Annotated in this window: 16 protein-coding genes; 5 read left to right on the top strand and 11 right to left on the bottom strand. The window is 71.5% G+C overall.

Annotated features, from left to right (window positions below):
• Positions 1-299 precede the first annotated feature (299 nt).
• The 9 genes from OG622_RS21790 to OG622_RS21830 all read right to left on the bottom strand — a co-directional run bounded on the left by OG622_RS21790 (position 300) and on the right by OG622_RS21830 (position 17,049).
• On the bottom strand, positions 300-458 hold the full coding sequence (locus OG622_RS21790) for a hypothetical protein (protein WP_371578286.1): 159 nt from the start codon (positions 456-458) through the stop codon (positions 300-302).
• Between the two features lie 372 nt (positions 459-830).
• A complete protein-coding gene (locus OG622_RS21795; protein WP_371578288.1) occupies positions 831-3,407 on the bottom strand; it encodes a DUF6397 family protein in 2,577 nt (858 codons plus the stop codon).
• A gap of 625 nt (positions 3,408-4,032) precedes the next feature.
• Positions 4,033-5,409 (bottom strand): DUF2399 domain-containing protein, encoded by a 1,377-nt coding sequence (locus tag OG622_RS21800; RefSeq protein WP_371578290.1) that lies wholly within the window; start codon positions 5,407-5,409, stop codon positions 4,033-4,035.
• Entirely contained in the window at positions 5,399-9,493 is a 4,095-nt protein-coding gene (locus OG622_RS21805) for a TIGR02680 family protein (RefSeq protein WP_371578292.1), read from the bottom strand. Before OG622_RS21805 ends, OG622_RS21800 begins: the two co-directional genes overlap by 11 nt.
• Positions 9,490-10,926 carry a TIGR02678 family protein gene (locus tag OG622_RS21810; protein ID WP_371578294.1) on the bottom strand — a complete coding sequence of 479 codons (1,437 nt, stop codon included), beginning with the start codon at positions 10,924-10,926 and terminating at the stop codon, positions 9,490-9,492. The genes OG622_RS21805 and OG622_RS21810 overlap by 4 nt, the downstream gene beginning before the upstream one ends.
• 37 nt (positions 10,927-10,963) lie before the next feature.
• Complete coding sequence (locus tag OG622_RS21815) at positions 10,964-12,520, bottom strand: TIGR02677 family protein (RefSeq protein WP_371578296.1); 1,557 nt, start codon at positions 12,518-12,520, stop codon at positions 10,964-10,966.
• 320 nt (positions 12,521-12,840) lie between these two features.
• Positions 12,841-13,215: a type II toxin-antitoxin system VapC family toxin gene (locus OG622_RS21820; protein WP_371578298.1), complete on the bottom strand. Its 375-nt coding sequence runs from the start codon at positions 13,213-13,215 to the stop codon at positions 12,841-12,843.
• Positions 13,215-13,457: a type II toxin-antitoxin system Phd/YefM family antitoxin gene (locus OG622_RS21825; protein WP_055606765.1), complete on the bottom strand. Its 243-nt coding sequence runs from the start codon at positions 13,455-13,457 to the stop codon at positions 13,215-13,217. Before OG622_RS21825 ends, OG622_RS21820 begins: the two co-directional genes overlap by 1 nt.
• A 412-nt stretch (positions 13,458-13,869) precedes the next feature.
• Positions 13,870-17,049, bottom strand: coding sequence for a DEAD/DEAH box helicase (locus tag OG622_RS21830; RefSeq protein ID WP_371578300.1), 3,180 nt, complete (start codon positions 17,047-17,049; stop codon positions 13,870-13,872).
• 2,105 nt (positions 17,050-19,154) lie between these two features.
• On the opposite strand from OG622_RS21830, the gene OG622_RS21835 reads away from it, so the two are divergent.
• Positions 19,155-19,475, top strand: coding sequence for an IS3 family transposase (locus tag OG622_RS21835; RefSeq protein WP_371578301.1), 321 nt, complete (start codon positions 19,155-19,157; stop codon positions 19,473-19,475).
• A gap of 68 nt (positions 19,476-19,543) precedes the next feature.
• Here the strand turns inward: OG622_RS21835 and OG622_RS21840 are convergent, their stop codons facing one another.
• On the bottom strand, positions 19,544-20,530 hold the full coding sequence (locus tag OG622_RS21840; protein WP_371578303.1) for a 2-hydroxyacid dehydrogenase: 987 nt from the start codon (positions 20,528-20,530) through the stop codon (positions 19,544-19,546).
• A 99-nt stretch (positions 20,531-20,629) separates the two neighbouring features.
• Positions 20,630-21,547: a nitrogen assimilation transcriptional regulator NAC gene (gene nac / locus OG622_RS21845; RefSeq protein ID WP_371578305.1), complete on the bottom strand. Its 918-nt coding sequence runs from the start codon at positions 21,545-21,547 to the stop codon at positions 20,630-20,632.
• Between the two features lie 269 nt (positions 21,548-21,816).
• Between nac and OG622_RS21850 the strand changes: the two genes are divergently transcribed.
• The 4 genes from OG622_RS21850 to OG622_RS21865 are packed head-to-tail and all read left to right on the top strand — an operon-like array spanning position 21,817 to position 25,687.
• Positions 21,817-22,599: a LamB/YcsF family protein gene (locus OG622_RS21850; RefSeq protein ID WP_371578306.1), complete on the top strand. Its 783-nt coding sequence runs from the start codon at positions 21,817-21,819 to the stop codon at positions 22,597-22,599.
• A 1-nt stretch (position 22,600) separates the two neighbouring features.
• A complete protein-coding gene (locus OG622_RS21855) occupies positions 22,601-23,338 on the top strand; it encodes an allophanate hydrolase subunit 1 (RefSeq protein WP_371578308.1) in 738 nt (245 codons plus the stop codon).
• A complete protein-coding gene (locus tag OG622_RS21860) occupies positions 23,331-24,374 on the top strand; it encodes a biotin-dependent carboxyltransferase family protein (protein ID WP_371578310.1) in 1,044 nt (347 codons plus the stop codon). Before OG622_RS21855 ends, OG622_RS21860 begins: the two co-directional genes overlap by 8 nt.
• Positions 24,371-25,687, top strand: coding sequence for an MFS transporter (locus tag OG622_RS21865; protein ID WP_371578312.1), 1,317 nt, complete (start codon positions 24,371-24,373; stop codon positions 25,685-25,687). Before OG622_RS21860 ends, OG622_RS21865 begins: the two co-directional genes overlap by 4 nt.
• The last annotated feature ends 13 nt before the right edge of the window (positions 25,688-25,700 follow it).

The raw sequence follows: 25,700 nt of genomic DNA on the forward strand, positions 1-25,700 counted from the left end.
AGCGAACACTCCACTCAGCGGAAGATCGCCACCCTCGCCTGTCCCCTCACCCGAACACCATCCCGTGACAGCACCCCACGACCAACCCGAAGCCGTCCCGGCACAGGAGCCCCCACCACCCCCTGTGACCCCACAACTCCCCTACCCCGGCACGACAAGTACCCTCCGCGAATTTCGCAGAGAACCTTCACCTTCACATCCCTGACCGGAATTCTCGGAGGCGCCTTCGGGATACCGACTCGACATCTACGCATCACGAGGGCGACAGAGCTGGCGACGGAGTGTGCCACGCGATCGCGTCAGATCCTGTTGTCGCAGATCAGGGGACCGATCACGGCCCAGTGCCCGTATGTCGCGTCGCACCGTTCACAGGCATCCACGAGGGTCCGCAGGAGGGCTAGCGCGAGCAGTTCCTCACGTGTCAGCCCACGGGACGCATCGTCACGCTTGGTGATCACAGAAGATCTGTACCCCCGCGAGGCAATCCGCCACCTGCCTCCGGGCAAACCCTGTGCGGCCCGGCGTCGTCATCGTCAAGGTCTGACTCTGCGATGCCGCGTCTCAACGGAACGCGGATCTCTGGTCGACGGCGACGGGGCCGGAGGGGTGCAGGTATGTTCCGCCGCTTCCCGGACCCCACATCACCGTCCTCCTCTGTCCTACCCGGTTCCTGTCCCAGGCACCAGCACCAGCACCAGCTACGAAGCGGAGCCCTCTGCCGCAGCCTCGACAGGCTGCACCACCAGTGGCCGCAACAGCCGACGCCCCCTGATGGATCAGTTCTCCATGGCCGACTCCGGCCTGAAGGCCAGAGCCCTGGCGATCCGCCGTCACCAGTCGAGCTCAACGTCGTAGCAGGAGAAGCGGGCGGAGTGGCAGGCATCGCAGTGTGTGTACCAGGGAGCGCACGGTTCGTCGCAGGAGGCGCAGCTGCCATGCGGGGCCAGTGGCCGGGAACCGGCCACCAATTGGTTGATTCGCTCGGCGGCCGTCTGCTCACAGGCCGCCACCTCCTCCGCACTCAGGCCGCCGCATTCACGGCCGAAGGCCAGGACGGCAGTTCCCAGGTCTCGCATGGTCGCGGCGTACTCCTCGGCTTGGGGCAAGGTCATCCGTTCGATACGTGCGCGGGGACGGATCAGGTGGTGCAGGGCCGCGCCGTGCAGGACCGCCCGGCACACGGCCGGGTAGGCCGGGCGGTCCGCGTCGATGGGCATGGTGATCAGACGCCAGACGGTGCGGCCGTCGCGCGGCCAGCGAGCGTCGATGTGCAAGGGTGCCCCGACGGCCTGGCGTGCCACTTGCAACTTGGCGTGGATCTCGGCCACGGGCGTCGGCCGCAGCCATGAACGCTCGTAGGCGACCTTCCGGGCGGCAGCGGTCCAGCCGGCCAGAGCGTGCGGAATCTCTCCGGGCTCCGGTCGTCCGAGGTCGGTCCAGGTGGGGCGCAGCCGAGCCGTCGTGACGCGCAGGCCACCGGACCGCGCTCCGTTGGCTGCCTCGACGGCCTGGTTCAGAAGCCGGGCGCCGACGGTGAGGCCGGGCAGGCGGCTGCGGTAGGCGCCCACGAGCCCCTCCCCCGCGTCATGGCCCCGCCGACCGGCCCGGCCGGCGATCTGGGCCGCCTCCCAGATGAGCAACTGTCGGCGGGACCGGCCGTCGTACTTGCTCGTTTCCGCGAAGGCCACGGCACGCAGTGGAAGGTTGACACCGTGACCGATCACATCCGTGGTGACGATCACGTCGACCTCGCCCTCGGACAGACGCCGGATCTGCTCCCGGCGGGCCGCGGGCGGCATCGCGCCGTAGAGGACCGTCGCCGACCGGCCCACGTCGAGCAGTTCGCGGTGCAGAGCGAGAACTGCTTTGCGGGAGAAGGCCACCACCGCGCTGGCCGACGGGAGGTTCACAGCCTGGAACTCCGGCATTCGGCTCAGTGTGCCGTGCCGGGTGTGGCGGACCACCGTGATGTCCGTGCCGGCGTCAAAGAGCTTGCGCAGCAGGTCTTCGGCTTCCGGTGCGGCGCAGATGTGCACGTCGGTGTGGGCCCCGCTCAGCAGCAGCCGGGTCCAGGCATGGCCACGGTCTTCGTCGGCCAGCCAGTGCGCTTCGTCGACGACCAGGAAATCGCCGACGGTGGGCGCCGCCTCGGCCGTGCAGCACAGCACCGGCGCGTCCGGGTCGAGGCGTTCCTCACCCGTGAGCAGACCAACTCCCTCCGCACCGAGCCGGGTGCGCAGCTGTTCGTAGACCTCGAAGGCGAGCATGCGCAGCGGCGCCGCGTAGACGCCGGTCCGTCCGGCCTCGGCGCAGGCGGCCAGCAGGGCGATGGCGTCATGTGTCTTGCCGGAGTTGGTGGGGCCCAGATGGAAAGTGACCCTGGGGTCGGCTGTCCGCGCCGGGACATGGGCACGGGCACGTGCGGCGGCCGCGTGCTCGCGCTGCTCCCGCAGCCGCTTGGCGGCCTGTTCTGTTTCCCGGGCCGTCTGCCGCTCGTCCTTCCGGCGCTGTGCGGCCTGCTGTTCACGCACCGCCGCGATCCGTGCAGGGGTGAGCACGGCGGCCGACCCATCAGCCATGCTCTGCTCAAGCAGATCTGCGGGGACGCCGCAGTCACGGTATTCGTCCGGGATCTGCTCCACCGCACAACCGAGTCGCGCCGCCACGTCGGACGGGGCGACCAGCTCGGGCGCCGGGCGGCTTCGCCGGGCCCTACGCAGGGCGGCCGTAAACTCCCGGGCGGCCTCTGCCTGCTCCTCAGGGGTGACAGGATTCGCGTGCGAGCCCAGCACGTTCGTCAGCCGCTCCTCCGCGGCACGCCTTGCGAGATGGACGGCCTCGGCCTGGCTGAGCTGCCCACGGTCGGTGGGCGACTGCGCGGAACCCAACCAGTGCGACCACGCTGCAGCTTTCGTCCAGGGGTCACGCAGCATCAGCAGCGCCTGGGTGCGGAGCCGCATGCGGTAGCCCTCGGCCCTGCGGTCGGCGCCGGAGGCCAGTTCGGCCAGGAAGGGGCCGGGCAGCCGGGCACCGAGCAACTCGGGCCGGCGCTCGGGCAAGTGACGGGTGTCAGCAGCCGAGTACTGCCAGACCTCGGCGTGATAGCGGTTGATGTACGAACGGACCGGGCGGATGGCCCCGGCACGCGCCAACTGATCGAAGCGGTGCCTGCTGATCCCCGCGAGCCCGGCAGCCTCCGTCGCGTGCACCAGACGGGTGAGCTCGGCGAGTTCACCGAGTTTCGCACGCCATCGGGCCACCTCGCCCGCTCTGACGCACAGTTCGTCCCCGCTCCAGCATGTACGGATCACGCCGTGTTCGAGCCCGAGAGTGAACTCGTCTCGTCGCAGGCCGAGTTCCCGGCGTGCCGCTTCGAGAGTGAGGTGCTTCGCTGTCGTACCGGCCATGATGTCCTCCCCCGTGATCACCGTGCTTCCCACTGTGACACCCGGGTCTGACAATCGGTGACCGAGCCGTCACTGGAGGCGACCTGGAACTGAGACTCCGGCGGACGCGGGAGACGCAGACGATGGTCGGCTGCGACCGACGCCACGCTCTTGGCCTCGCACACAGATGGGCCCGGCGGGGCTCTCCATTCGGCCGGAGTGGGACACGGGCTGCTTTCTCCCGCTCTTGCCCGGGTCGGAGCCGCTGTACGGGGAGCCTCGGACGACAGCCCTCCTCGGCCGACCGGGCGCGGGCGCGGGCGCGGGCCCGACCACGCTGTCGCTCATCGCGGAACCGGTGGCACCGGCGCCAGGAGCGCTCGTCACGGCCGATGACATCCTTGAAACGCCGGAAGCGCCCCGCCCGCCGATGGCCATCCGCAGCCGGTCGGCGAGGGCGGCGGCGCCGAGCCCGTCGAGGAGCAGCTCCATGTCCCGGCAACCGGCGGGAGCCCAGAGCCGGAACGTACAGCCGTCGCTCGGGATCGCCCGCTTCCTCGGCCGGGGCCCAGCCTCCAGTTCGTCGGCGAACGCCGGCCGGTACTCCCCAGTGGACAGATCGAGCCGGCCACCGGAATCAGCCCGGTCAGGTACGGGTGGTGAGGTCGGACAGGAGCGCGGGCAGAAGCCGTTCCTCCATGACCGTGCTGCCCGACTCCTCCATGGCGCGGGCCAGTTCGGGGTCCCAGGGACTGTTCGCGGGCGGTCCCGCGAGCGGTGTGGACTCGCCCTCGGCGAGTGCCGCCGTGTAGTCGACGGCGGTCATCCGCCAGGGGCGGGCACCATGGCGGGCCACGGCGTCCGCGGTGATGCGCAGGCCGACCCAGTCGAAGTCGGCGCGCCAGTGCAGCCGGACTCCCGCGCGTACGGCGTCGCCGAGCAGTTTGTGGCAGGCGGCGGACGGGACGCCCTCGGTACAGACGAGAGCGGCGGCGCGGCCGGCGGACTCGAGTTCGCCGGCCGCGGCGCGCAGTACGGCCGGGTTCTCGCAGACGAAGATGGTGCGGGCGGCGGGGACGACCGGGTCGGTGGCGAGCTGGTGGAGGGTGAGCCGGAAGGGGATGCCGAAGTCGGCGGCGTCGCGCAGCCAGTCGCAGACCACCGTGTCGCCCTCTGCTCCGATGTTGAGGACGAGTACCTGGCTGGCGAGGTCGTCTGCGATGGCTCCGGCGCTCTCCCACAGGGCGCGCCGCCCGGCCCTCTCGCGCGGCACGGCGAAACCGCCGCCGGTGCGCTGGGCGAGGGCGCGCAGGACGAGCTGTTCGAGCGGGGTGCCGGGAACGAGCGCCTTGGTGTCGCCGGTGGCCCACTCGGCGAGGACCGGAAGCGGCAGGCCGTCGCGGCTGCCCGGGGGCGCAGGGGCCGCAGGGGCCAGGTCCGGGGCACCGGGCGCCTGGTTCGGATCCCGGAGGGCCCGTTCGAGGGCACCGGGGAACCGTTCCGGGGTGTCGGCGAAGCGGTCCCCGTCACCGAGGAGCCTTTCCAGAACACGTACCGCCGCATCGAGGAGGGGCGCGTCCCCACGGCGTACGAGACGGGTGAGGGTGCCGTCGGCGGCGATCCGCTCCAGCCAGGCCGCGAACCAGCCCTGCCCGGCGAGCCAGCTCAAGTGGGCGGACTTCAGGGCCTGTTCGCGGTGTGCGTCCTCGTCGGCCCGTTCGGCCGGCCGGTCGCGCAGCGGGCCGTGGAGCCGGCCGAGGGTCGTCAGGAGACCGGTGCCGAAACGGTCGTACAGATATCCGTCCAGCTCGCGCAGAGGTACGGCGAGGCGCCTCGCGGTCTCGGGCCGGTAGCGGCCGGTGACGCCGATGACGGTGCGGCGCTCAGCCTCACTGGGCGCCGCGAGCCCGATGTCGCCGTCGAGGGCGCCGCCGGTGCGCTCCAGCCTGCGGCGGGCGGCGGCGAGCAGCCGTGTCCATCCCTCGCCCTGCAACTCGTCGTACGCACCCCGATCAGCCGGCAATCTCGGCCTCCTCGGGCATGGGTGCCGGTACGCGCCGGGTGCCGGGCGAGCCGAGGGCGGCGGTGAGATCGCCGGTCTCGTCGGCGAGGAGCCGGCGGCCGTCCCAGACGAGCAGCAGCGCGGAGACGGTGTGGTCGACGGCGGTGTGCGCGAGGTCGTAGTGGGCGGCGGCGGACACGGAGGCGTGGGCGGCCCACAGGTCGTAGCCGGTCATGAACAGGTCGAGGTCGAACTGGGCGGCCAGCGACATGAGTTCGCCGCGCCCGGTGTCGTCCACGCCCGCGAACGCCTCGTCGAGGGCGAGCAGGCGCGGGGCGTGCGGGTCGGCCGAGTTGAGCATGGCGTGCGCGGCGGCGAACAGCGGCAGGTGCAGCGACACGGACTGCTCACCGCCCGACAGCCGACTGTGCCGGGCGCGGGTGAGCCTCTCCTCGCTCTTGTCGGGCCGGACCAGCTGGAACGCGAACTGCCGCCAGCTCCGGTAGTCGAGGACCTCGGCGAGCAACTCCCGGTAGGGCAGGTCGCGGTGACGGGCACGGGCGGTCTTGATCTGCGCGGCGAAGTGAATGCGCACCCGGACGAGACCCTCGGGGCCGAGGCGGGCTGCGTCGGCGTCAAGGAGGGCGCAGACGGCGCGCTGCTCGTCGTCGAGATGGTCGGCGAGCAGCCAGCTGACGCCGACCGTCGTCCCCGACGACATCTTCCGCCTGCGCATGTCGGTGTTCATCCGCCTGATCAGGTCACGGGCGTCGACGGTGCGGTCGTGGATCTGCTGGGCGAGCCGGGTGAGCAGGGCGTCCTCCAGGATGCGCTGCTCGGACTCGGAGAGCAGTTCGGCCTGGTCACGGCGGTGGGAGGAGATCTTCTGGGCGAAGGCGGCGACGGGCAGCGGCCCCTCCTCGTCGGCCACGCGCACGACGATGATCCCGTCGGAGCCGTCCCATTCGGGCCGGTAGTCCTGACCGGCGGCGGCGAGCTGCGCCTGCAGGTCGTCCAGAGCCTTGGTGAGACGGGTGACGGACTGCTTGAGGCTGGTCTCGGTGGGGGTCAGGTCGCGGGTCGCGGCGAGGATCGCCTCGTGTACGGCGACCACGGCCGGCGGGAGTGCAACGCCTGCCCAGTCGGCCTCCTGGGCGGGCCAGGCAAGGCCGGGCGGGCAGCGCAGGATGTCGAGGAGTTCCCGGGCGGCGTACGGGCGCAGGCCGCGGGCGGTGTCCTTCTCCTCCGCCGCGGCGACCGACCCGGCCTCGGCCGCCGCCGTACGGCGAGCCTCGGCCGCGGCGGTGCCCGCGATCGCGCTGTGCTGGGCCGTGCGGGCCGCCTCGGCCTCCCGGACCAGGGCGTCGATCCCGTCCTCGGCCTCCCGCACCCGGCGCATCACCTCCTGTGCCTCGGCCCCGACGGCCGCCTGGAGTGCCTCCAGTCCCGCGGCCTCCTCGGTGTGCCGGCGGCGCGCCGCGCGCTCGGTGTCCAGCGCCGCCTCCTCGTCCTCGCCGGCGGCGGTGAGCCGGTCGGCGCCTGCCTGGGCGGCCTCGGTCTGGCGGACGTGTTCGCGGCGGTGGGCGGCGAGTTCACGGACCGCCGCCTCGAAGGCACGGGTGGCGGTCTCCACGGCGTCGACGCGCTCGGTCTCGATGCCGTGCTCGGCCGCGGTACGGCGCAGGGCGCGCTCGGCGACCGAGCAGGCGGCCACCGACTCGTCGTACGAGGCCTGGGCGGCGTCGGCGGCGTCGCGGGTGGCGCGCAGCCTCGCCGCGGCCCTGTCGAGTTCGCGCAGGGCCTGCGTGATGCCGGTGGTGCGGGGCAGGGCGGCGCGGGCGGCGGCGTACGCCTCCAGGGCGGCGTCCGTACGGGTCTGCGCGCGCCCCAACTCGTCGAGCTGGGCGGAGAGTTCGGCCAGCAGCGTCTCGCAGGCGGCGATGCGGGCCGCGCGTCTGCGCGTGCGGGCGGTGGCGCCGACGTATTCGGCGTGCTCCTTGGCGTGGGCACCGACCAGGACACCGGCCGCGTACCGGCCGTCGGGGCTGATCTGTGGGGTCCCGGTGTCGAGGTCGCCGGTGACGGCGACGGAGCGCAGTACGGCGGTGATGCGGGCGGCCGGGATCGCGGCGGGGTCCACCGAGTTGTCGGGGCTCAGGAGGTCGGCGAGGCTCGGTCCGCCCACCGGGTCGCCGGCCCGGAGGTAGCCCTCGCTGTGGCCGGCCGCCACGGGGGTGTCCTCGGCGGTGACGAGGGCGTCGAGGAGGCCCGACGCCTCCAACGCCGCTTCCAGGTCCGCTCGTTGACGATCCGTCAGTTCACTGTCGAAGTCGACGAGTTGCCACAGGGGCACGCCGTCACCGGGCGCCCGGTCGGCGGTTCGGCCGCGGGCCGGGGGCGGGGCGTCGTCGTGTTCGGCGGCGATCCGGTCGCGTTCGGCTTCCGTCTCGGCGCGGCGGTTCTCGACGTCGGTGCGTTGGGCGCGCAGGGAGGCGAGAGTGTCGCGCAGTTCCTGCGCGGCGGGGGCGGTGGCCTCGGTGAAGGCGTCGGCGAGCGTGACCGCGTCGGCCTCGCCGGTGAGTTCGAGGGCTTCGGCGAGTCGGCCGGCGCTCTCTTCAGCCAGGAGCGCGCCGTGTGTCTCCGTCCACTCTCCCAGCGCCGTACGGGCCTGTTCACGGGCCGATTCGAGAACCGACTCGGCAGCGGTCTCGGCGGTCTCGGCCGCGGCGACGGCCTCCTGCGCGCGATCGAGCGAGACCCGGGCGAGGTCACGGGTCTGCTCGGCACCGCGTGCCGCCTGCTGAGCGGCGCGCACGGCCCGGACGCCCTCGTGGCGGGCGGCGGCCAGCGCGGCGGAGCGGTCGGAGAGGCAGGCGGGCTCTGCGTCGGCCTGGGTCCAGGTGAGGCCGGCGGTGTGGGCGTGGTCGGCGACGGTGGCGGCGTCCCGGGAGACGGCGGCGTCGAGTTCGGCGGCGAGTCCGGCCGCGCGCTCGGCCTCGGCGCGAGCGCGGCCGGTGGCAGCGGTGCGGCGTTCGCGTTCGGCGGTCGCCTGGCGGGCGGTGTGCTCGCAGGTGCGCACCAGGCGTTCCAGGTCGGCCAGTTGCTCGATGGCCTGGTAGGCGGCGGAGGAGCGCAGTTGGTCGAGCCGGGCGCGCTGGGCGGCGAGCGAGGCGTCGGCCGACTCGGCGCGTGTCTCGGCGGCGGCCTGCTGTTCGCGGGCCGCCGCCAGGTCCGCGGCGGCGGTGCGCACGGCGGCGGCGCGCTCGGCGGTTTCGGCGCGGCGGGCGGTGAGCCGGTCCGCGGCGGTGCGGGCGTGGACCCGCAGATAGGTGGAGTAGCTCGCGAGGAAGGCGCCGGTGGCGTCGTCGGCGGCGACCAGGCCCTCCAGCGTGCGCTGCACGGACTCCATGTCGTCGAAGGAGCGGGCCGCCTCGGCGATCAGGTCGTCGTCGAGTGGGCGCAGGCCCGCGGTGAGGGTGTCGGAGAGCTTGGCCGGATCAAGGTTCTTGGCGAGCTGCGGGCGGCGCAACGTGAGGATCAGGGTGAGCAGTTGCTCGTACCGCTCCCGGCCGAGGCCGAACAGGCGCTGGTCGACGGCGGCGCGGTAGTCGGCCGTGGAGGCGATCAGCTCGCGTCCGAGCTCGGCGGCGAGCTGCTTCCTCGTCATCGGCCGGTCGTCGTCGGTGAGGAGTGAGAAGTCCTCACCGACGCGGCCCTCGGCGACGAAGTGCCACCGAGCGGGTGTGTCGCGGTGCCGCTGGGCGTGCAGCCCGATGCCACAGGTGACGGCCTCGCCGGTCTCCCGGTGGGTGAACTCGATCCAGACGTAGCCGAGGGCGCTGTCCTGCCCGCGGAAGAGCAGGTTGGACTTCATCGTGCGGTCCTCGGCGGCGAACGGGTTGAGCCGCTTGGGGTCGATACGCCCGTCGAGGACGAACGGGAACAGCACCTCCAGCGCCTTGGTCTTGCCGGATCCGTTGGGGCCGCGCAGCACCAGCCAGCCGCCGGCGAAGGAGAACTCCTCGTCCCGGTAGTCCCACAGGTTGATGATCCCGGCACGGGTGGGGACGTAGCGGGCGGCCGGGGTGGGAGCGGGGGTGCTCACGGAGTCGGGTCCTTGGCGGTGTCGTCGGTGAACACTGCGGTCTGGGCCGGCAGTTGGACAGGCAGTTGGGCCGTCGTACGGGTCTTCACGCGGGCGGTGACCCCGCGGTAGCGGGCGATCAGGGGCAGCGCGAGAGCCCCGCCGTCGACCCGGACGATCAGCGACATGGCGGCCAGCAGGTCGAGAGCCTGGGCGAGCAGCCGGTCCGGGTCGCCGCGCAGGTCGGCGGCGAAGCCCGCACCGTACTCGCCGGTGATCTCCTTGAGCCTGCCCCGGAGCCAGGAGTCGGTGACGAAGGGATACCGGATCTCCCCCGGCTCCTGACCCGCGTCGCCGACCGCCTCGTACGCCAACATCTCATCGGGCTCGGCGAGTTCGGTGAGCTCGGCGACCAGCCCCCGCGACGGCAGGGCAGCGTCGATACGCCGGGCGCGGGCCGCGAGGCATTCGGCGGCGGTGGGCGCGGGCAGCAGTTCGAGGGCATGCCGTCCGGAACGCTGCACGGCGGCGCTGATCCGGGCGGCAAGCAGCAGCGCGGCCTGCGCGACCGTGCCGCCGCCGGGGAAGCGGATGTCGGACAGCCTGCCGGAGGTGTCGATGAGCGCCACGCCCTCGGCCCGCCGCTCCACCGTCAGCCCGGTCAGGCGCTCCAGGTCCTCGGCGAGGGCGGGGGCCCGCAGCTGGCCCAGGAGTTCGGTGTCGGCGTCGGCGTAGTACGCGACCGGGTTCTCCAGCACCAGGCGGCGGGCTCGGCGGGCCTGGTCGCGGCGCCGGCCGGCCCGGCCGGCCGACATGCCGAGCGCGCTGCCGGAGTCGAGGAGCGCGGTGACGGAGGTCAGGTGCTGCAGGACTCGGGTCGGGTGGTGGACTGCGAGGAGGATCTCGCGGTCGATGTCGTACAGGGCTTCGGCACGCTCGGGATCGCCGGCCCAGGCGGTGGCGGAACCGTCGGCGAGGGTGAGTGCGCCGCGTTCGGTGAGCCAGGTGACGGCGTCGACGAAGGCGTCCCGGTCGGGCTTGCGCCCGGTGTCGAGCCCGAGCCCGTCGATGCGTACGGCGTCGGCGGCGACCGCGTCGGCCAGCTCACCCAGCGCCACCTGCGCGCCGTGGCGGCCCAGGGCCGCGAGGGTGAGGACGAGATAGGCGTAACGGCGGCGGCCGAAGGGGCGTCCCGCGCGGGTGAGGGCCGGACGGGTGGCGTCCAGGCCGTCCTGGGCACGCTGCAGCCGGGCGGTGTCGGCAGTGGTGACGAGCCGGTGGCCGAGCACCTCCATCAGATCGGTGCGCAGTTGCCCGGCCCAGCGCCGCACGGTCGCCAGCGCCGTCCTGTCCGGATACCCGGGCGTGACCAGCGGATGCCGCAGCACGAGCCGTACCGCCTTCTGGTAGTCGGCGAGTTCGAGCGAGGAGACGCCCTCGGCGACGCGGCTCATGACGCGGCCCTGCCTCGTCGAGGGCCTTGTCGACGGCTCATGCGGTGACCTCCAGGCGCAGCCCGTCGAGATGGAGACGCCCGCGCACGGTGTCGACGGTGGTGGAGCCCTCGGCGGGAGTGAGAGTGAGCCGCACCCCGTGGGCGGAGCCGGAGGCGGCGGTGACCGTGCGACTGGCGGGAACACGGGCGGCGAGCGCCACGTCGAGGAGGGCGAGCAGGGCCCGTGTCTCGGGCTCGTCGAGCGTGCGGCCGTAGACGCCGTCCGATGCGAGGGAGTTCGCGGCACTACGGCGCTCGGCCTGCTCCTTCAGCTGCCCAGCACGGAGCAGGGCCCGCCGGTCGTCGTCGCGTTCGATGCGGCCGGGGCCGTGCAGGGCGGGGGTGCGGCCGGACTGCACCAGAGTGCGGGCCAGCTCGACCGGTTCGGCCTCCCACCAGGACGTACGGGACGGGATCCGCTCGGGGTCGGCGTACGGGACGGCAATGTGGCGGGGTGCGCCGAGCCCGAAAACCGCCTGGAACAACGCGTGCGCGTCCTCGTCGCTCTCGCAGGAGGTGAACCACTGCGCGAGGTGGCGCAGTTGACTCTCGCGGCTCACCCCGCCCCGGCGTGCCTCGGTGACGCGGCGCAGCAGGGCGAGGACGGAGCGGATCGCGGTGACGGTGGCGTCCTGCAGCCGCTCGGTCTCGCTGTGCTCGCGCTCCGCGAACCAGTGGACGATGCCCTCCCACCGGTGCCGCCAGTCCGCCAGCCGCTCGGCGGGGCTGCGGAAGAGCCGCTCGTCCGCCTCGGCCGCGTACTCGATCATGCGGTCCACACCGGTGGCCGCGGCCTTCTCGACCGCCTCGGCCAACAGCGGCGCGTAGCGCCCGAGTTCGGCGGTGAACTCCCGCATGTGCGCGAGGAGGGCGTCCTTGTGGGCGAGGAACACCTCGGGCCGGGTGTCGTTGGTACGCGCCAGATCGCCCAGCATGAGGTAGAAACGGGCGGCGCGCTGCGCCATCTCGTTCAGCACGGAGTCGAGCCGGCCGAGCTTGCGGTAGACCTCCTCGGCGTCGCCCGCGGTGTTGGCCTCGGCCAGGGCGTGCAGGTCGCCGAGGATGTCGGGGAAGACGAGACGGGAGAGCTGGGCGTCCTCCAGACTCGCCCCGAGCACGTCCTCCACGGCCCGGTACGCCCGGTACCCGGCCTGCGTGAACTGGTACACGTAGTGCCGGTTGCGGTACTCGGCCAGGTTCGCGGCCCGCGTCCCGTCGTACGACCGGTCCAGAACCTGCCACTCCGCGAGCGCGTCGAGCAACGGCTGAACACCGGCCGACCCCCCGACCGCGCTTACGGCACCTGCGGCCGGATGGTCGACGGCGAGCCGCTCCAGCAGCCCCACTGCGTCCGAAGCGTGCAGCAGTACCTGGTAGTTGGCGCGTCCGCGGTCGAAGGCGCGCAGCAGCCACAGGTATTCGTGACGCTTCTCGGCGGCGGCGAAGTGGAACAGTCGCAGCCGGTCGTCGAGGGAGAACGCGTCGATGCCGAACGCGCCCTCGTCGACGGGGTCCGGAACCTGGGACTCCGGGGCGTCGGGCTCGTCACTCACGGATCTGGCGGCTTCCTTGCTGCGGCTGGACACGTACTCACCCGGGCCGGACAGCCGGGGTTCCGCACCAGTCTGCCGCACTCGTACCAGTGCGGGTAACCCGCTCTCCAGCCCACACTCCCTGTGCTATTTTGCGCCTTTCTCACACCCGTGGCACGCGGTGGGCGGGCCTCCTGATCCCTGGATCGGCCACCGTCCGCGGCGACGGGGACGACGACTTGCGCGCCTCGCGCCCGGTCCCGGCCGTCCGTCGCGGTCGGGCATCGGTTCACAAGTGATCCGGCGGCCGACGAGCGACACGAAAGGGAGCGGACTGCCCCTCACACGGACATGGCCTGCACGTCGTACTGCGGGATCCACTTGTCCCTCGTCATCAGGGTCATCCCTTCGATCTGTGCCTGAGCGACCAGTATCCGGTCGAAGGGGTCCCGGTGATGCGCCGGAAGCCGACCCGCCCGCACACCATGCCCGGCGGTGATGGGCAGGCCGGTGAACTGGCTGTCGCGTACCCGCTCGGCCAGGTCTTCTGGGCCTTCCAGCTTCCCGAGGGACTGTTTGATGGCGATCTCCCACGGTGACACGGCACTGACGTACACCGCGGGTTCGGTGTCGAGCAGATCCTTGATCTCACCGGACAGCTCAGCGGAGTCGTCCAGCCACCAAAGGACCACATGGGTGTCGAGCAGCAGCCGCATCAGCGCATCCCGAAGGCGTCAGCGATGTCGTCGGGCAGTTCATCGAAGTCGTCGGGGATGTGAATCCGTCCCCGGAGCGAGCCCCGGCCGGTCCGCTTCACCTTGGGGCGCAGCGGCACCACCTTGGCCACCGGCTCCCCCGCCTTGCTGATCACGATCTCCTCACCGGTCGCGACCTGCTCCAGGATCCGCGAGAAGTGCGTCTTGGCTTCATGGACGTTGTACTGCCGGGCTGCTTCCATGGCTGCCTCACGATACGATCACCGGGTGGACTAAGTGCTGGACTAAGCATAGCTCTCCGGGGGCGCAACGCACCCATCGCTCGCACGGCGGGCGATCGGCCCCGTCGTGCGGGCGTACTTGGCCAGACCTCCCCGCCGACGGCGCCTGGCCGCGATGTGCGGGGAGAAGGCGACTGGTGGCCTCTTGCGAGCCGTCCCGAACTTCGTGCGGCCGCGAGATTCACCGTCGGATGAGGGAACCCGGTCCTGCCGACGGAGGCCGACGACTGGTGGATCGCTCCCGTCGCCGCCGCGGTGGACACACGTGCCCGTCGCCCATGGGGCGCCCGGCACGGCGCAAGCGGCTGCCGCTGGTAGCAGCAGACCAGGTGAGCGGGTGGTGACCTTCGCGCGGGCCGGCCCGGCGCCGGGGTCAGGGACGGATCGCCGTGTAAACCCCGAGCCACCCCGTCGCCAGCCGGTCGCCGCCCCTGGTGAAGACGGCCGCCCCGCTGTTGCCCGCCGAGATGCCGGATGGGCCGTCGGGCGGCAGGGGCAGGGTGGTTTCCTCGCCGTCGCCGATGTGAAGGGTGGTGGTCGCGCCGTTCCACAGCCGGATCACCGAGCCCGGTGGAGCCGCCACCCGGACCGTGCCTTCCTGGTCCTCCCGAAGGTCCAGGCGGACGCCGGTGGCGCGCTCGGCGAGCAGGGCGTGGTAGCGGTCCGTGGTCAGGGCGCAGTCGCCCGGTGGGGTGGTGCCGGTCCAGTCGGGGGCGTCGATGCCTCGGGCGCGGGCCGCCTCCCACATACGCGGGACGAGGCGGGGTGCGTGCGGCGCGGTGGCCATCCGCTCGCACATCCACAGCAGTCGCCCGGCGCCCCGGAAGGGCCCGAGTGCGCGCCAGCGGATGCGAAGCGCAAGGTCGCCGGCGACGACGGCCGCCCAGGGATGGACGGTGCCCATGGGTCCCTGCGCGCCGAGCCAGGCCAGGTAGCGCCGGGCCTCCTCCAGGATGCCGGTCATGGAGTCTACGGGGATACCGAGGACATAGCCGGGCCGACCGCGAAAGAGGCGCGGGCGGCCCGCGACCAGCAGCAGGACCGCACGAGCAAGGTCACCGGCCTCGGGTTTCGGCTCATCGCCCTCGGACGCACCGGATTCCTCACGCGCACCGGACTCCTCCGATCCACCGACGCCCTCGTACGCACCGGTCTCCGCGGGTTCGCGGTCAGCCTCGCGCAGTACGCGACGCAGCGCCGCCCGGGCCCGTTCTGTGAACGGGGCCTGTTCGAGCACCGGAAGGCGTGTGCTGAGCAGGGCCGCGAGCAACCGCTCGGCGGCGAAGGCGTTTTCGGGCAACGGGGCCTCGCGCACCGCGGTGGCCAGTTCGTCGGCGAGGATGGCATCGACCATGAAGCGGCTGGTCAGCCGACCCAGTGGGGTCGCTTCCAGACGGCCCTCGTCCGTGGTGGCGCGCAGGCAGCCCGCCGTGCTGAGGAACCGGGCCGCCTCGTGCAGCGGCTCGACACTGTCCTCGCCCTGGTGCGCGGCGAACGTTCCCGCCCACCACCGCGCGGCCTCATCCGGGGCGGTCAGCCGTTCCTGGACCACCTCCGCGAGGAGGTGGTCGGGCAGATGGTCGCCCAGCCGCGACCGCACGGTGTATCCGGCGGCGAGCCGGGCCTGCCAGTGTGCGCGCTCGCCCACGTCGGTGAGCAGGAAGGCCCAGCCCTCGCGCTCCCCGGCACCGATGCGGCCGGCCCGCCCGAACATCTGCTGGACCATGGACACCTCGATGCGGTCCAGGCCGATGGTGGTGTCACTGACGATCACGGCCCGGGCGGGGAGGTTGACGCCCGCGGCCACGGTGGAGGTGGCGACCAGGACGTCCGCCTCACGGGTGCGGAAGGCCTGCTCGGCCTCGCGCTTGCCAGGCCAGTCCCGGTAGTGCAGCCGCACACCGGCCTTGGTGCACAGTCGCTCGACGAGTTCGGCGTCGTCCGCGTCCACGCCGGCGGTCGGTACACCGCGATCGGCGGCCAGCGCGAGAGCCGTCGACCGCACCCGGCGCTTGCTGCCGCAGAAGACCAGCACGCTGCCGCCGTCCGCGGTGACGTCACGGGCGATCCGGACGGCGGCTTCGGTGCGGACGGCGGCACGCGCCGCCCAGTCCGCCTCGTCCACCGGGGGCAGCACGGGCAGCTGCCAGGTCAGCCGGGTGGGCCGCCAGGCCGTGCGGACCAGGCGGGCGCCCAGCCAGTCGGCGACCTCGTCCGCGTTGGCGACCGTCGCGGAGAGACCGACGATGCGCGTTCCCACGCTGTCCTCCCGCACCCGTGCGAGCAGCGCCTCCAGTACGGCCCCACGAGCCGGGTCGCCGAGCAGGTGGATCTCGTCGACGACCAGGCAGCCGACCTCCGCAAGCGCGTCGCGCAGCGATCCCGCACGGCAGATCGCCTCGAACTTCTCCGTGGTCGCCACCCACACGTCGGCCGCCCGGATCAGCTCGGTGTCCACCACGGCCTCGCCGGTCAGGCGCACCACACGCAGCCCCTGGCGCCGCCACAGCTGAAGCTCGCGGTCGAGTTCGTCGGTGAGCGAGCGCTGCGGCACCAGCCAGGCCGCCTTGCGGCCCCGGGCGTGCGCGTCCAGCGCCGCGACCATGCCGATCGGGGTCTTCCCCGCGCCGGTGGGCGCCACCACGACCAGATGCCCGGCGCCCTCCCGCACGAGGGGAACCGCGGCGGCCTGCGCCGGGTTGAACGTCCGGTGCGGCAGCAGGGCCGCCCACTCGGCGGGCACCAGTTCCTCGACCGGCATGTACGTGTCGTGGTCACGCTCCGGCAGTTCCTCCAACGCGTCCCACTGGGCGGCGAAGGCGTCCCGGGCCGCCGCGGCCCAGGGGTCCCCGGCCGGGGCGGCGCCACCGGGGCCGGCTGCGGTCAGGTCGGTGCGGCCACCGACGTCGTTCACGTCGGTGACCTGTTCGTCCTCCTCCCAGTAGCGGCTGATGCGGTACGGGATCCCGCGCTCCGCCAGCCACGCCCGCAGTTCACCGTATTCGGGGCCTTCGGGAAGGATCACCCGCACGTCGTCGGCCGCCGCGACAGCCGCGTCGGCGGGCCGCCACGCCGCATCGACCGCCTTGCACCACAACAGGGCTCGCTTCTCGGCCTGTTCGGGCACCGGGAGATCCTTCGGCCAGGCCGGACGGCTCCCTTCGCGCACCGTGGGACACACCTGCCCGGGCACCCGGATCGCGGTCACGGTGACTGCCGGACCGCTCGGGCAGGACCCCAGCGGCACGAGCTCCGCAGCGACGACCGGCACGGCCCGGCGGGGCGTCCCGGCGGCCAGTTGGTCGTACGTCCTCACTCCGAGCTCCGCGAGGGTGAGTGCGGTGGGGCAGGCGGGACAGACGACTGCGGTGTACCGGTGGACCCGCCCTCGGGACTCGTACGGCTTGCGCAGTGCGTGCAGGTCCCCCTCGCAGATGGGACAACAGCGCTCCACCCGCTCCTCGTAGGACCAGCCGGGCTCGGAGAACCGTGCCGGAGCCCCGGCACGGGCGCCCAGGGCGACCCCCCACCGCTGCCGTACCACCTCGGCCACGGATCCCCCCGCGCCAGTACCGGGCTGTGCCGGGACTCCCCCAGCCTTCGGCCGGGGGGACCCCCCCTCGTCCGTCGCTCCGTCCGCGCTGCGCATGCCGCGACTGTGGCATCTCGTGATCTCCGCCCGCAGGCGGTTCATACGTCTTCCACCACTACGAGTTCACCACCACGGAGGGGGCCGAGCGTACCGAGTCACGCAACCGCGGCCAGGGCATCGGGTACGGCGGAGCGTGTGCCGCACGTCCTCACAGACGCCGAAGAGCCTCGACTCCCCATGCCGCCCGCTACGCGCACCGATCAGAGCCTGTCGCAGCTCGAAGCACGCTCAAAGGCGCGCAACCACAGTCGAAGCGGGTCGGCCGTACACCGGCCAGGCCTCGGCATACACTCCCCCCTTGGCCACCCGGACCACCCGCGCCTTCCTCGCCCACTCCACCAGCAGTCCCAACCTCGACAGGTCGACCGAGGAACGCACTCCTCGGTCTTGTCGCCGGTGCGTAGCAGGTCCACCGGCTCGCGGGCGTCGGCCATCCGCAGCCGCCCCGCCGCCGCCACCGCGCGGCCACCCTGCCCCATCCGCTCGGCGAACCCGCGCACTGCGCCCTGATCGCCGGCACCTCGGCCTGTCGGCGCAGTTCACCGTCCGGGGGAAGGTCCACGCAGCGGAGGTCCGGCAGCGGAATTCTGCGTCCTCAAAACACTGGACCACTCCCACCCGAGCCCCTGCGGTCGGCCCGTAGTGCGGTGGCGACGTTCCGACCACACAGAACAAAGCCGACCCTTGCTGTCGTCCGGCTCGCCGAGTTCGGGGACGCGGGGTGCTCTGCGCACAGGGCGTCTCGCGAGGCTCGTGGCCAATCGGAGTAGCCATAGGGCAGCGTGTCGTTCCAGCCGCAGGCCACCATCAAGGTTCCCTGCTCCGGCCACGGCATCGTGGAGAGCACCGATGACCGCCCGAGGGCCACCTGCCACGCATCCGAGGGCGGACATCCGTGTATGGAACATCACGATGTCGCTGCCGACGGGCCCCGAGCGCGGTCAGATCATGGATCAGCCGGCTGCGAGTAGCCGGTCCGGGAGTGTTCGACCAGGATCAGTTCGTCGATGGACGCGACCCTGTCCGCCGGTGGACCGACGACAAATGACTGACACCCCTCCGCGACGCCACGCGCCCATCCCAAGTCTCAGCCTGACCCATCGTGTTGGAGACCGGATTCGCCACGAATTTGTCGGACGTCGACAATCTGAACAGGGGTCAGCACATCGGGCTCAACGGCCCGTCATCCAACCGAGTGTCGAACCACAGGCGCACTACCCGTGGACCAATGCGCTCCCCTCGCACACGCCGTCAGCAGCCACAACTGAGCAGACATCGACCAAACCACGAAAACAGCAGGTCATGGTCATCTACATGCTCCGCCTCAAGGGAAGCCCTCGCGATCAAACCCCTGACCTACGCATCACAGCTGCGCAGGTCGACACCCGCACTCCAGCCCGGACCAGACAGCACGAACAACACAAAACCCCAGGTCAAAAGCCTGACCTGGGGTTCCAAAAGAGCCGCCTTCGGGATTCGAACCCGAGACCTACGCATTACGAGACCACGGGGGTTCGTGACGGCTGGTTCCGGCTCGTACTGTCGGCTGCCGTTCTGCCTGATCAGAGCATGTACGCACAGGTCCGCGGTGACGCCCTGTGTTACCTCGTCCAAAGGCGTCCGGCCGCACTCTGGCCGCACACGGCCACACCTACGTAGACCGAGCCGCCAAAATGCCGTTGTCAGTCTCATACAGGAACTCGAAGGAGCCCTCGAAGGTGAGGCGCAGCTCAGGATGCGTGGGCGTGCTGACCAAGCATGCCGCGACTACCAGGGTTCGGTTCGGTGCATGAGGACAGCGCTCCGCCAGGTTCATCGCTGCGGAGAAGGCCGTCTACCTGGTGGCCCTACTGTGTGCCGTGTCCTGGGTGTGGTCCGCTCCTCGTTCTACGCCTGGCTGGAGGCGGAGGAGGCCCGGCAGGTCCGGACGCGGGCGGATGACGCGCTTGCCCACGAGATCACCGTGATCCACCTGGCCTCGATAGGTGCCTACGGTGTTCCGCGGGGTGCACGCCGAGCTGCGGCGGCTGGGCCAGGCTGTCAACCGCAAGCGGGTGGAACGGGTGATGCGCGAACGCCAGATCGCCGGCGTCGCGCGCCGAAGACGCGGCTTCGTCAGAGCACCGGCAGGACTGGGTCCTGTTTTGATATCGCCGCGGCGGAGAGTTTCTGGGCTGTACTCAAGGAAGAGATCGGCACTCGGATCTGGCTCGACCGGGCGACCGCCCGCGCCGAGGTGTTCATGTTCATCAAGACAGGGCCACCTACGCTACACCTCAGCACCGACGCATAGTAGTTGTCGGTCTTCGACAGACCTTTCAGAGTGACGCCAGCTCGGGAAACGCCCGTCAGGAGAGCTCGGCCAGGTCCCTCGCCCGGCATACGAGGCATTCCGTCAGCGGCGCGCGCCAGGGGTGGCCGAGCTGCCCGGCAGCGGAGTGCGCGCCGGTCCTCCGGCTAGTACGTCCCGGATGTTGTCCACCGCGAGGTCCACCATCGCAGCCCGCGTGGCCTCGGTGGCCGAACCGATGTGCGGAAGCGTGACCACATGGGGCTCGCCGACCAGCGGAGAGAGGTCACGTCCCATGGGTTCGCGCTCGAAGACGTCCAGGCCCGCCGAGTGGATGACCCCGTCGCGCAGTGCCCGGGTCAGGGCATTCTCGTCGACGACACCACCCCGCGAGGTGCTGACGAGGGTGGCGGTGGGCTTCATGGCCGCCAGTTCGGCGGCGCCGATGAGGTGACGCGTCTGCGGGGTGAGGGGGACGTGCAGCGAGATGATGTCGGCCTCGGCAAGGAGGGTGGGCAGGTCCACGGACTTGGAGAGGGTGTCGTCGGGTGCACTCGGGTCGTGGTGGAGGAGCCGCATGCCGAAGCCCTGCGCACGGCGCGCCACCGCTCGTCCGATCTGGCCGTAGCCGATCACGCCGAGCGTGGCACCGTGCACGTCCAGGCCCAGGTAGTCGTCCATCCGGAACAGGTCCCACTGACCGGCGGCCAGTGAGTCGCGAGCAGCGCCGAGCCGTCTGCGGGCCATGAGGATGAGCGCGAAGGTGAGGTCGGCGGTGGTCTCGGCGAGAACGCCGGGAGTGTGGGTGACCACGACACCGCGTTCGGCCGCCGCGTCCCGGTCGACCGCGTCGTAGCCCATGCTCGCCAGCGCCACGACGCGCAGCGTGGGCCCGGCCGCATCCAGCAGGGCGGCGTCCACCCGGTCGTTGCCCAAGGCCAGGATGGCGCTCACGTCCCTCGCCAGTACGGCCAGATCCGCCGGATCGGGCTTGCCCGTGCCCGTCCAACCCACGACCTCGGCCTGGGATGCCAGGCGGGCGAGACTCCCGCCGAGGAGGTCCGCCCGGGTGGTGAGCACACGCTGCTTCATCTGTTTCTCCCGGTGACGTCGATTCGCGAAAAAGCTAGTCAGCACATACCCGGGGGGCAAATAGGTGTTTTACATGACGCCATCGAAAACTGGTATGCATTACGTTGAGGTGTCGCCTTCACCGAATTCCGTGATCAATTCATGGAACAGGTCGTGCACGGCGAGCGCGGGCTCCGACAGCGGTTGGTGGTCGGAGGTACACAGGGACAGTTTGACCTGGATCGCCGGGTCGACGATCCGGCGAACCACCAGATTCCGCACGTCGAGGATCGCGCGCGCCGCGGACCAGGGCAGGACCGTCGCCCCGAGGTCGGCGCCCACCGCGCTGACCAGGGTCAGGACCGACTCGATCTCGCCGACCACCTTGGGTTCGAGCGATGCGTGCTGGAACGCGGCGTCGACGACCTGCCTGATGGTGTGGATGCGGCTGGGCAGCAACAGGCCGACACCGGCCAGCTCTTCGAGGGGGACATCGCCGTCGCCGGGTGGCACGGCTCCGCCCGGCGCGGCGATCAGGAACAGGTCCTCGGTGCGCAGCGGCTCGAACTGCACGCCCCGCAGCGGCCCGGCCCCGTAGATGAACGCCATGTCCATACGGCCGGTCATAATCGCCTCGCTGATCACGCCGCCGAAGTTCTCGTTGATGTGCAGCAGGATGTCGGGGTAGCGCTCGCGCACGCTCCTGAGCAGCGGGAGCGCGAGCGCCGCGCCCATGCTGTAGGGGGCAAGCCCCACCGAGACGCTGCCCGCAGGTGCCCGTCCGGAGACGTCGACCGCCGCGTGGGCGAGGTCGATCTGGCGCAGGATGAGCTGGGCGTGACGGTACAGCGCGCGGCCGGCCTCGGTCGGGGCGACGCCGCGTTTGCTGCGGATCAGTAGTTGCTGCTTGAACTGGGCTTCCAGCGCCGAGAGTTGCTGGCTGAGCGCGGGCTGCGCGATGTGCAGGATGTCGGCCGCGCGCGTGATGCTCCCGGCATCCACGATCTTTACGAACGAGTAGAGACGCCTGGTGTCCATGTGCGGGCCTTCCACGGGGCGGAGCCTCATGGTAGGCGCGAGGTCGTCCGGCGGACCTTGGTGCGCGGGCGCCGGGTCATATCCAACGGCTATTACGTCACGCACAACGCATATTTGCCGCCTTCGCGCGTTCGGATTACGTTCACCGAAACGCGATTTCCCGGTCGCTTGATCGCACGGTCCACGCATCTCACGGGAATCGTAACAGCCTTGTTAATCCACCTTTACAGGCGCCGTTTTCTTCATTCATCCGGTACCCGGAGGACGTCATGACGCACACGGTTGATCTCGTGGCCGACCTCGGCGAGGGGTTCGGCGCCTACACCATGGGCGATGACGAGGCCCTCCTCGACGTGCTCACATCGGCCAACGTCGCGTGCGGTTTCCACGCGGGCGACCCCCGCATCATGGACGCCACCGTCCGCCACTGCGTCCAGCGCGGCGTGGCCGTGGGCGCGCACCCCAGCTTTCCCGATCTCGTCGGGTTCGGCCGCCGCGCGATGGACCTGACGCCGGACGAGGTCCGCACCGACGTGCTCTACCAGATCGGTGCGCTCCAGGCGTTCGCCGCCGCACACGGCACCCGCGTACGGCATGTGGCACCGCACGGCCGGCTCGGCAACCTGGTCGCGACCCGGCCCGACTACGCGGCAGCCGTGGCCGACGCGGTCGCCTCGCTCGACCGGTCGCTGATCGTGCTGGCGCAGGACGGCGCGCTCGCCGACGCCGCACGCGCCCGCGACCTGCGGGTGGGCATCGTCGGGATCGCCGACCGGGCCTACCGCGACGACGGCACGCTGGTGCCGAGGAGCGAGCCGGGCGCGGTCATCCACGAGAAGGGGGAGATCGCCGAGCGGACGATCCGCATGGTGACCGAGGGCGTCGTACGCAGTGTCGGCGGCCGTGACATTCCCGTCGACTGCGACACCGTGCTGCTGCACGGCGACACCCCGGGCGCCATATCCCTCGCCCACCGCGTACGCGAGGATCTGCTTGCCGCCGGCGTCAAGATCACGGCCCTGGCCGACGTGCTCGACCACAAGGCCGCCTGACATGGACACCAGCCTCGCCACCGTGGACAGCGGCGTCGTGATCGTGGACTGCGGCGACTCGGCCGTCGTGGCCAGGGCCATCGGCATGGATGCCGAGCGCGGCTGGCAGGTCGTGCACGCCCTGGCCGACGCGCTCGACGCGGTGCGGCTCGACGGGGTGCACGGCATCGTGCCCACCTATGACTCGCTGCTCGTCGAGTTCGACTGCACCGATACCGATCACGAAACGGTACGGCGCGTCCTGCGGCACGAGGCCGACCGGCTTGGCGAGGGTCCGGTGCGGCCGTCCAGGACACGGCGGTTCGTCGTCCCGGTGGTGTATGGCGGCGAGTTCGGCCCCGATCTGCCCGTTGTCGCCGAGCAGCTAGGGCTGAGCGAGCGGGAGGTCGTGGAGCTGCACTGCGGTGCGGATCTCACCGTCCGCTGCCTCGGCGCACCGGCGGGTGCTCCGATGATGGACGGACCTGCGTTCCCCCGGCCCGTACCGCGGCTGGCGTCGCCACGGACGCGGGTGCTGCCCGGGTCGGTCGCGGTGGCCGGACGGCAGGCCGTGATCTGCCCGATGCCGTCGCCCGGCGGCTGGCCCCTGATCGGCCGCACTCCCCTGCGCGTCCTCGAAGATCTCGACGCCGACCCGCTGACGGCGTACCGGCCCGGCGACACCTTCCGCTTCGTACCGATCGCACCCGAGCAGTGGGACGACCACGCGAACCGGCCCCTGGCGGCGTCGCATGGCTGACACCCTCACCATCCACCGGGCCGGCATGGCGGCCGTGCAGGACCTGGGCCGGTTCGGGCGCTCCCGCTACGGCCTGCCGGTCAACGGCGCGCTCGACCAGCACTCCGCCCGCGTCGCCAACGTGCTCTGCGGCAACGACGAGGGCGCGCCGCTGCTGGAGATCACCGCTCTGGACTTCAGCTGCACGCCGTCGACCGACGTACTCGTCGCGGTGACCGGCGCGCCCGCGGACCTGACCGTCGACGGCGTCGCACGACCGCAGTGGGAACCCCTCTCCGTACGGTCCGGCGAGACGATCCGCATCAGCGGCATCCGGCACGGCATCCGGGTCTACCTGGCCGTGCTCGGCTCGGTGAACGCTCCTTACCTGCAAGGCAGTTGCGCCCCCGACACGATCCTCGGCTTCGGCCGCTCACTGCGCGACGGCGACGAGCTCGGACTCCAGCGGCACTGCCCGCCCGTCGACCATCCGGACTTCCGCATCCCGCTGTTCCGGCTGCGCGCACCCGTGCCCCGCTTCCCGACGCCGTGGACGATCGACGTGACCGACGGCCCCGACCTCGCCGAGTTCGGTGACACGGCGGGCCGGCTGTTCCGGTCGGAGTTCACCGTGAGCCCGCAGAGCAACCACGTCGGACTGCGGATGGCCGGCGACATACCCAGGCGCGTCGCGACCGGCGAGGTGCTCTCACGTGGCGTACCCGTCGGAGCTGTCGAGATCCCCGCGGGCGACGAGCTGCTCGTCCTGCACCGAGGCCGCGGCGTCACCGCCGGCTATCCGGTACTCGCGGTCGTGACCGCGACCGGTCTGTCCGCCCTCGGCCAGGTCGGACCGGGCCAGTCCGTCCGCTTCCGGCGCCGGACCGTCGCCGAGGCGGTGGCCGCCCACCGTTCCCAGCGTGGCGCCGTCCACGCCCTCCAGAGCCGAGTGCGCACCGTCTTCGACGCCCTGCGCATCCCCAGCCCCGCACGCGCCGTCCCTCTCTCCCCCTGGGGGAAGCCCCCCAGCCTGCCAGCAGACAGGAGAACGACATGAGTACCGTGGCCGCTCAGCCGGTGCCAAGCACCGTCGATCCGAGAACCGCGCGCAAGGTCACCCTCGCCGGATGCGTCGGCATCTTCGCCGAGCTCTACGACAACGGCATCTTCGGCTTCATGGCGGGCACCCTGGCCGTCGTCTTCTTCCCGAACACGGACAACGCGACCGCCGTCCAGTTCGTCTTCCTCGGCTACGCGGTCTCGTTCTTCTTCCGCCCGCTCGGCGGCATCATCTGCGGGCACATCGGTGACCGTATCGGCCGTCAGCGCATGCTGGTCTTCGTCATCATGCTGATCAGCGTCGCGACGGCGGCGATCGGCATCCTCCCGACATACGCGAGCATCGGTATCGCAGCCCCCGCCCTGCTCATCCTGCTGCGCGTCGCGCAGGGCTTCTCGGTCGGCGGTGAGGCCGCCGGCGCGATGAGCTTCCTCGCCGAACACGCCCCCGAGGGCAAGCGGGGTCTCTACACCAGTTACGCCCAGATCGCCTCGTTCCTCTCCCTGCTCACCGGAACGCTGATCGCCGCCGGACTGACCAGCGGCCTCGGCTCGGACCGCATGGAGTCGTGGGGCTGGCGTATCCCGTTCCTGCTGGCCGTCCCGCTGGGCATCACCGGCATCTACATCCGCAAGCGCATCAGCGACACCCCCAACTTCACCCGCCTCCAGGAGAGCGGCGGCCTGTCGAAGAACCCGCTCAAGGAGGCCTTCTCCTCCGCCGAGCACCGCCGGGCGATGCTGCTCGCCCTGTTCATCCCGCTGATGAACGGCTCCGGCTACTACGTGCTGTTCGGCTACATGCCGACCTTCATGAACACCGAGCTGAACTTCAGCAAGGTGCAGGGGCTGCTCGTCACCGCGACCAGCCTGGTGGCCATCTGTATAGCGATCCCCTACATGGGCCGCCTCTCCGACCGCGTCGGGCGCAAGAAGGTCCTCGCGAGCGCCGCCGTCGCCATGGCGGTCGCCGGCATCCCCTGTTACCTGCTCATCGGCACCGGCAGCGTCCCGCTCGCCATCCTCGGCGCCTGCATCATGGCAGTCGTCTTCGCCGGCCACACCGGCGTCATTCACATCCTGCTCGTCGAACTCTTCCCCACCCGGGTGCGCTACTCCGCCTACGGGCTCGGCTACAACGTCTCCGCCGCCCTCTTCGGTGGCACGGCTCCCCTGCTGATGACCTACCTCATCGACAAGACCGGCAACGTCAACATGCCCGCCTTCTACGCGGTCGTCACCGCCCTCGGCACGCTCATCGCCGTGTCCCGGGTGCAGGACAGGGCACACCTGCCACTGCGCGACGCATAACCCGGCCGATCAC

It is taken from the genome of Streptomyces sp. NBC_01314 (genome assembly GCF_041435215.1).
Lineage (GTDB): Bacteria > Actinomycetota > Actinomycetes > Streptomycetales > Streptomycetaceae > Streptomyces.

Bases quoted from the DNA above. Each gene is read 5' to 3' on its own strand.
- OG622_RS21860 (WP_371578310.1), top strand. From the start codon at position 23,331: ATGGCTGACACCCTCACCATCCACCGGGCCGGCATGGCGGCCGTGCAG.
- OG622_RS21865 (WP_371578312.1), top strand. From the start codon at position 24,371: ATGAGTACCGTGGCCGCTCAGCCGGTGCCAAGCACCGTCGATCCGAGA.
- OG622_RS21810 (WP_371578294.1), bottom strand. From the start codon at position 10,926: ATGAGCCGCGTCGCCGAGGGCGTCTCCTCGCTCGAACTCGCCGACTAC.
- nac (WP_371578305.1), bottom strand. From the start codon at position 21,547: ATGGACACCAGGCGTCTCTACTCGTTCGTAAAGATCGTGGATGCCGGG.
- OG622_RS21840 (WP_371578303.1), bottom strand. From the start codon at position 20,530: ATGAAGCAGCGTGTGCTCACCACCCGGGCGGACCTCCTCGGCGGGAGT.
- OG622_RS21850 (WP_371578306.1), top strand. From the start codon at position 21,817: ATGACGCACACGGTTGATCTCGTGGCCGACCTCGGCGAGGGGTTCGGC.
- OG622_RS21795 (WP_371578288.1), bottom strand. From the start codon at position 3,407: ATGGCCGGTACGACAGCGAAGCACCTCACTCTCGAAGCGGCACGCCGG.
- OG622_RS21855 (WP_371578308.1), top strand. From the start codon at position 22,601: ATGGACACCAGCCTCGCCACCGTGGACAGCGGCGTCGTGATCGTGGAC.
- OG622_RS21820 (WP_371578298.1), bottom strand. From the start codon at position 13,215: ATGCGGCTGCTGCTCGACACCCATGTGGTCCTTTGGTGGCTGGACGAC.
- OG622_RS21825 (WP_055606765.1), bottom strand. From the start codon at position 13,457: ATGGAAGCAGCCCGGCAGTACAACGTCCATGAAGCCAAGACGCACTTC.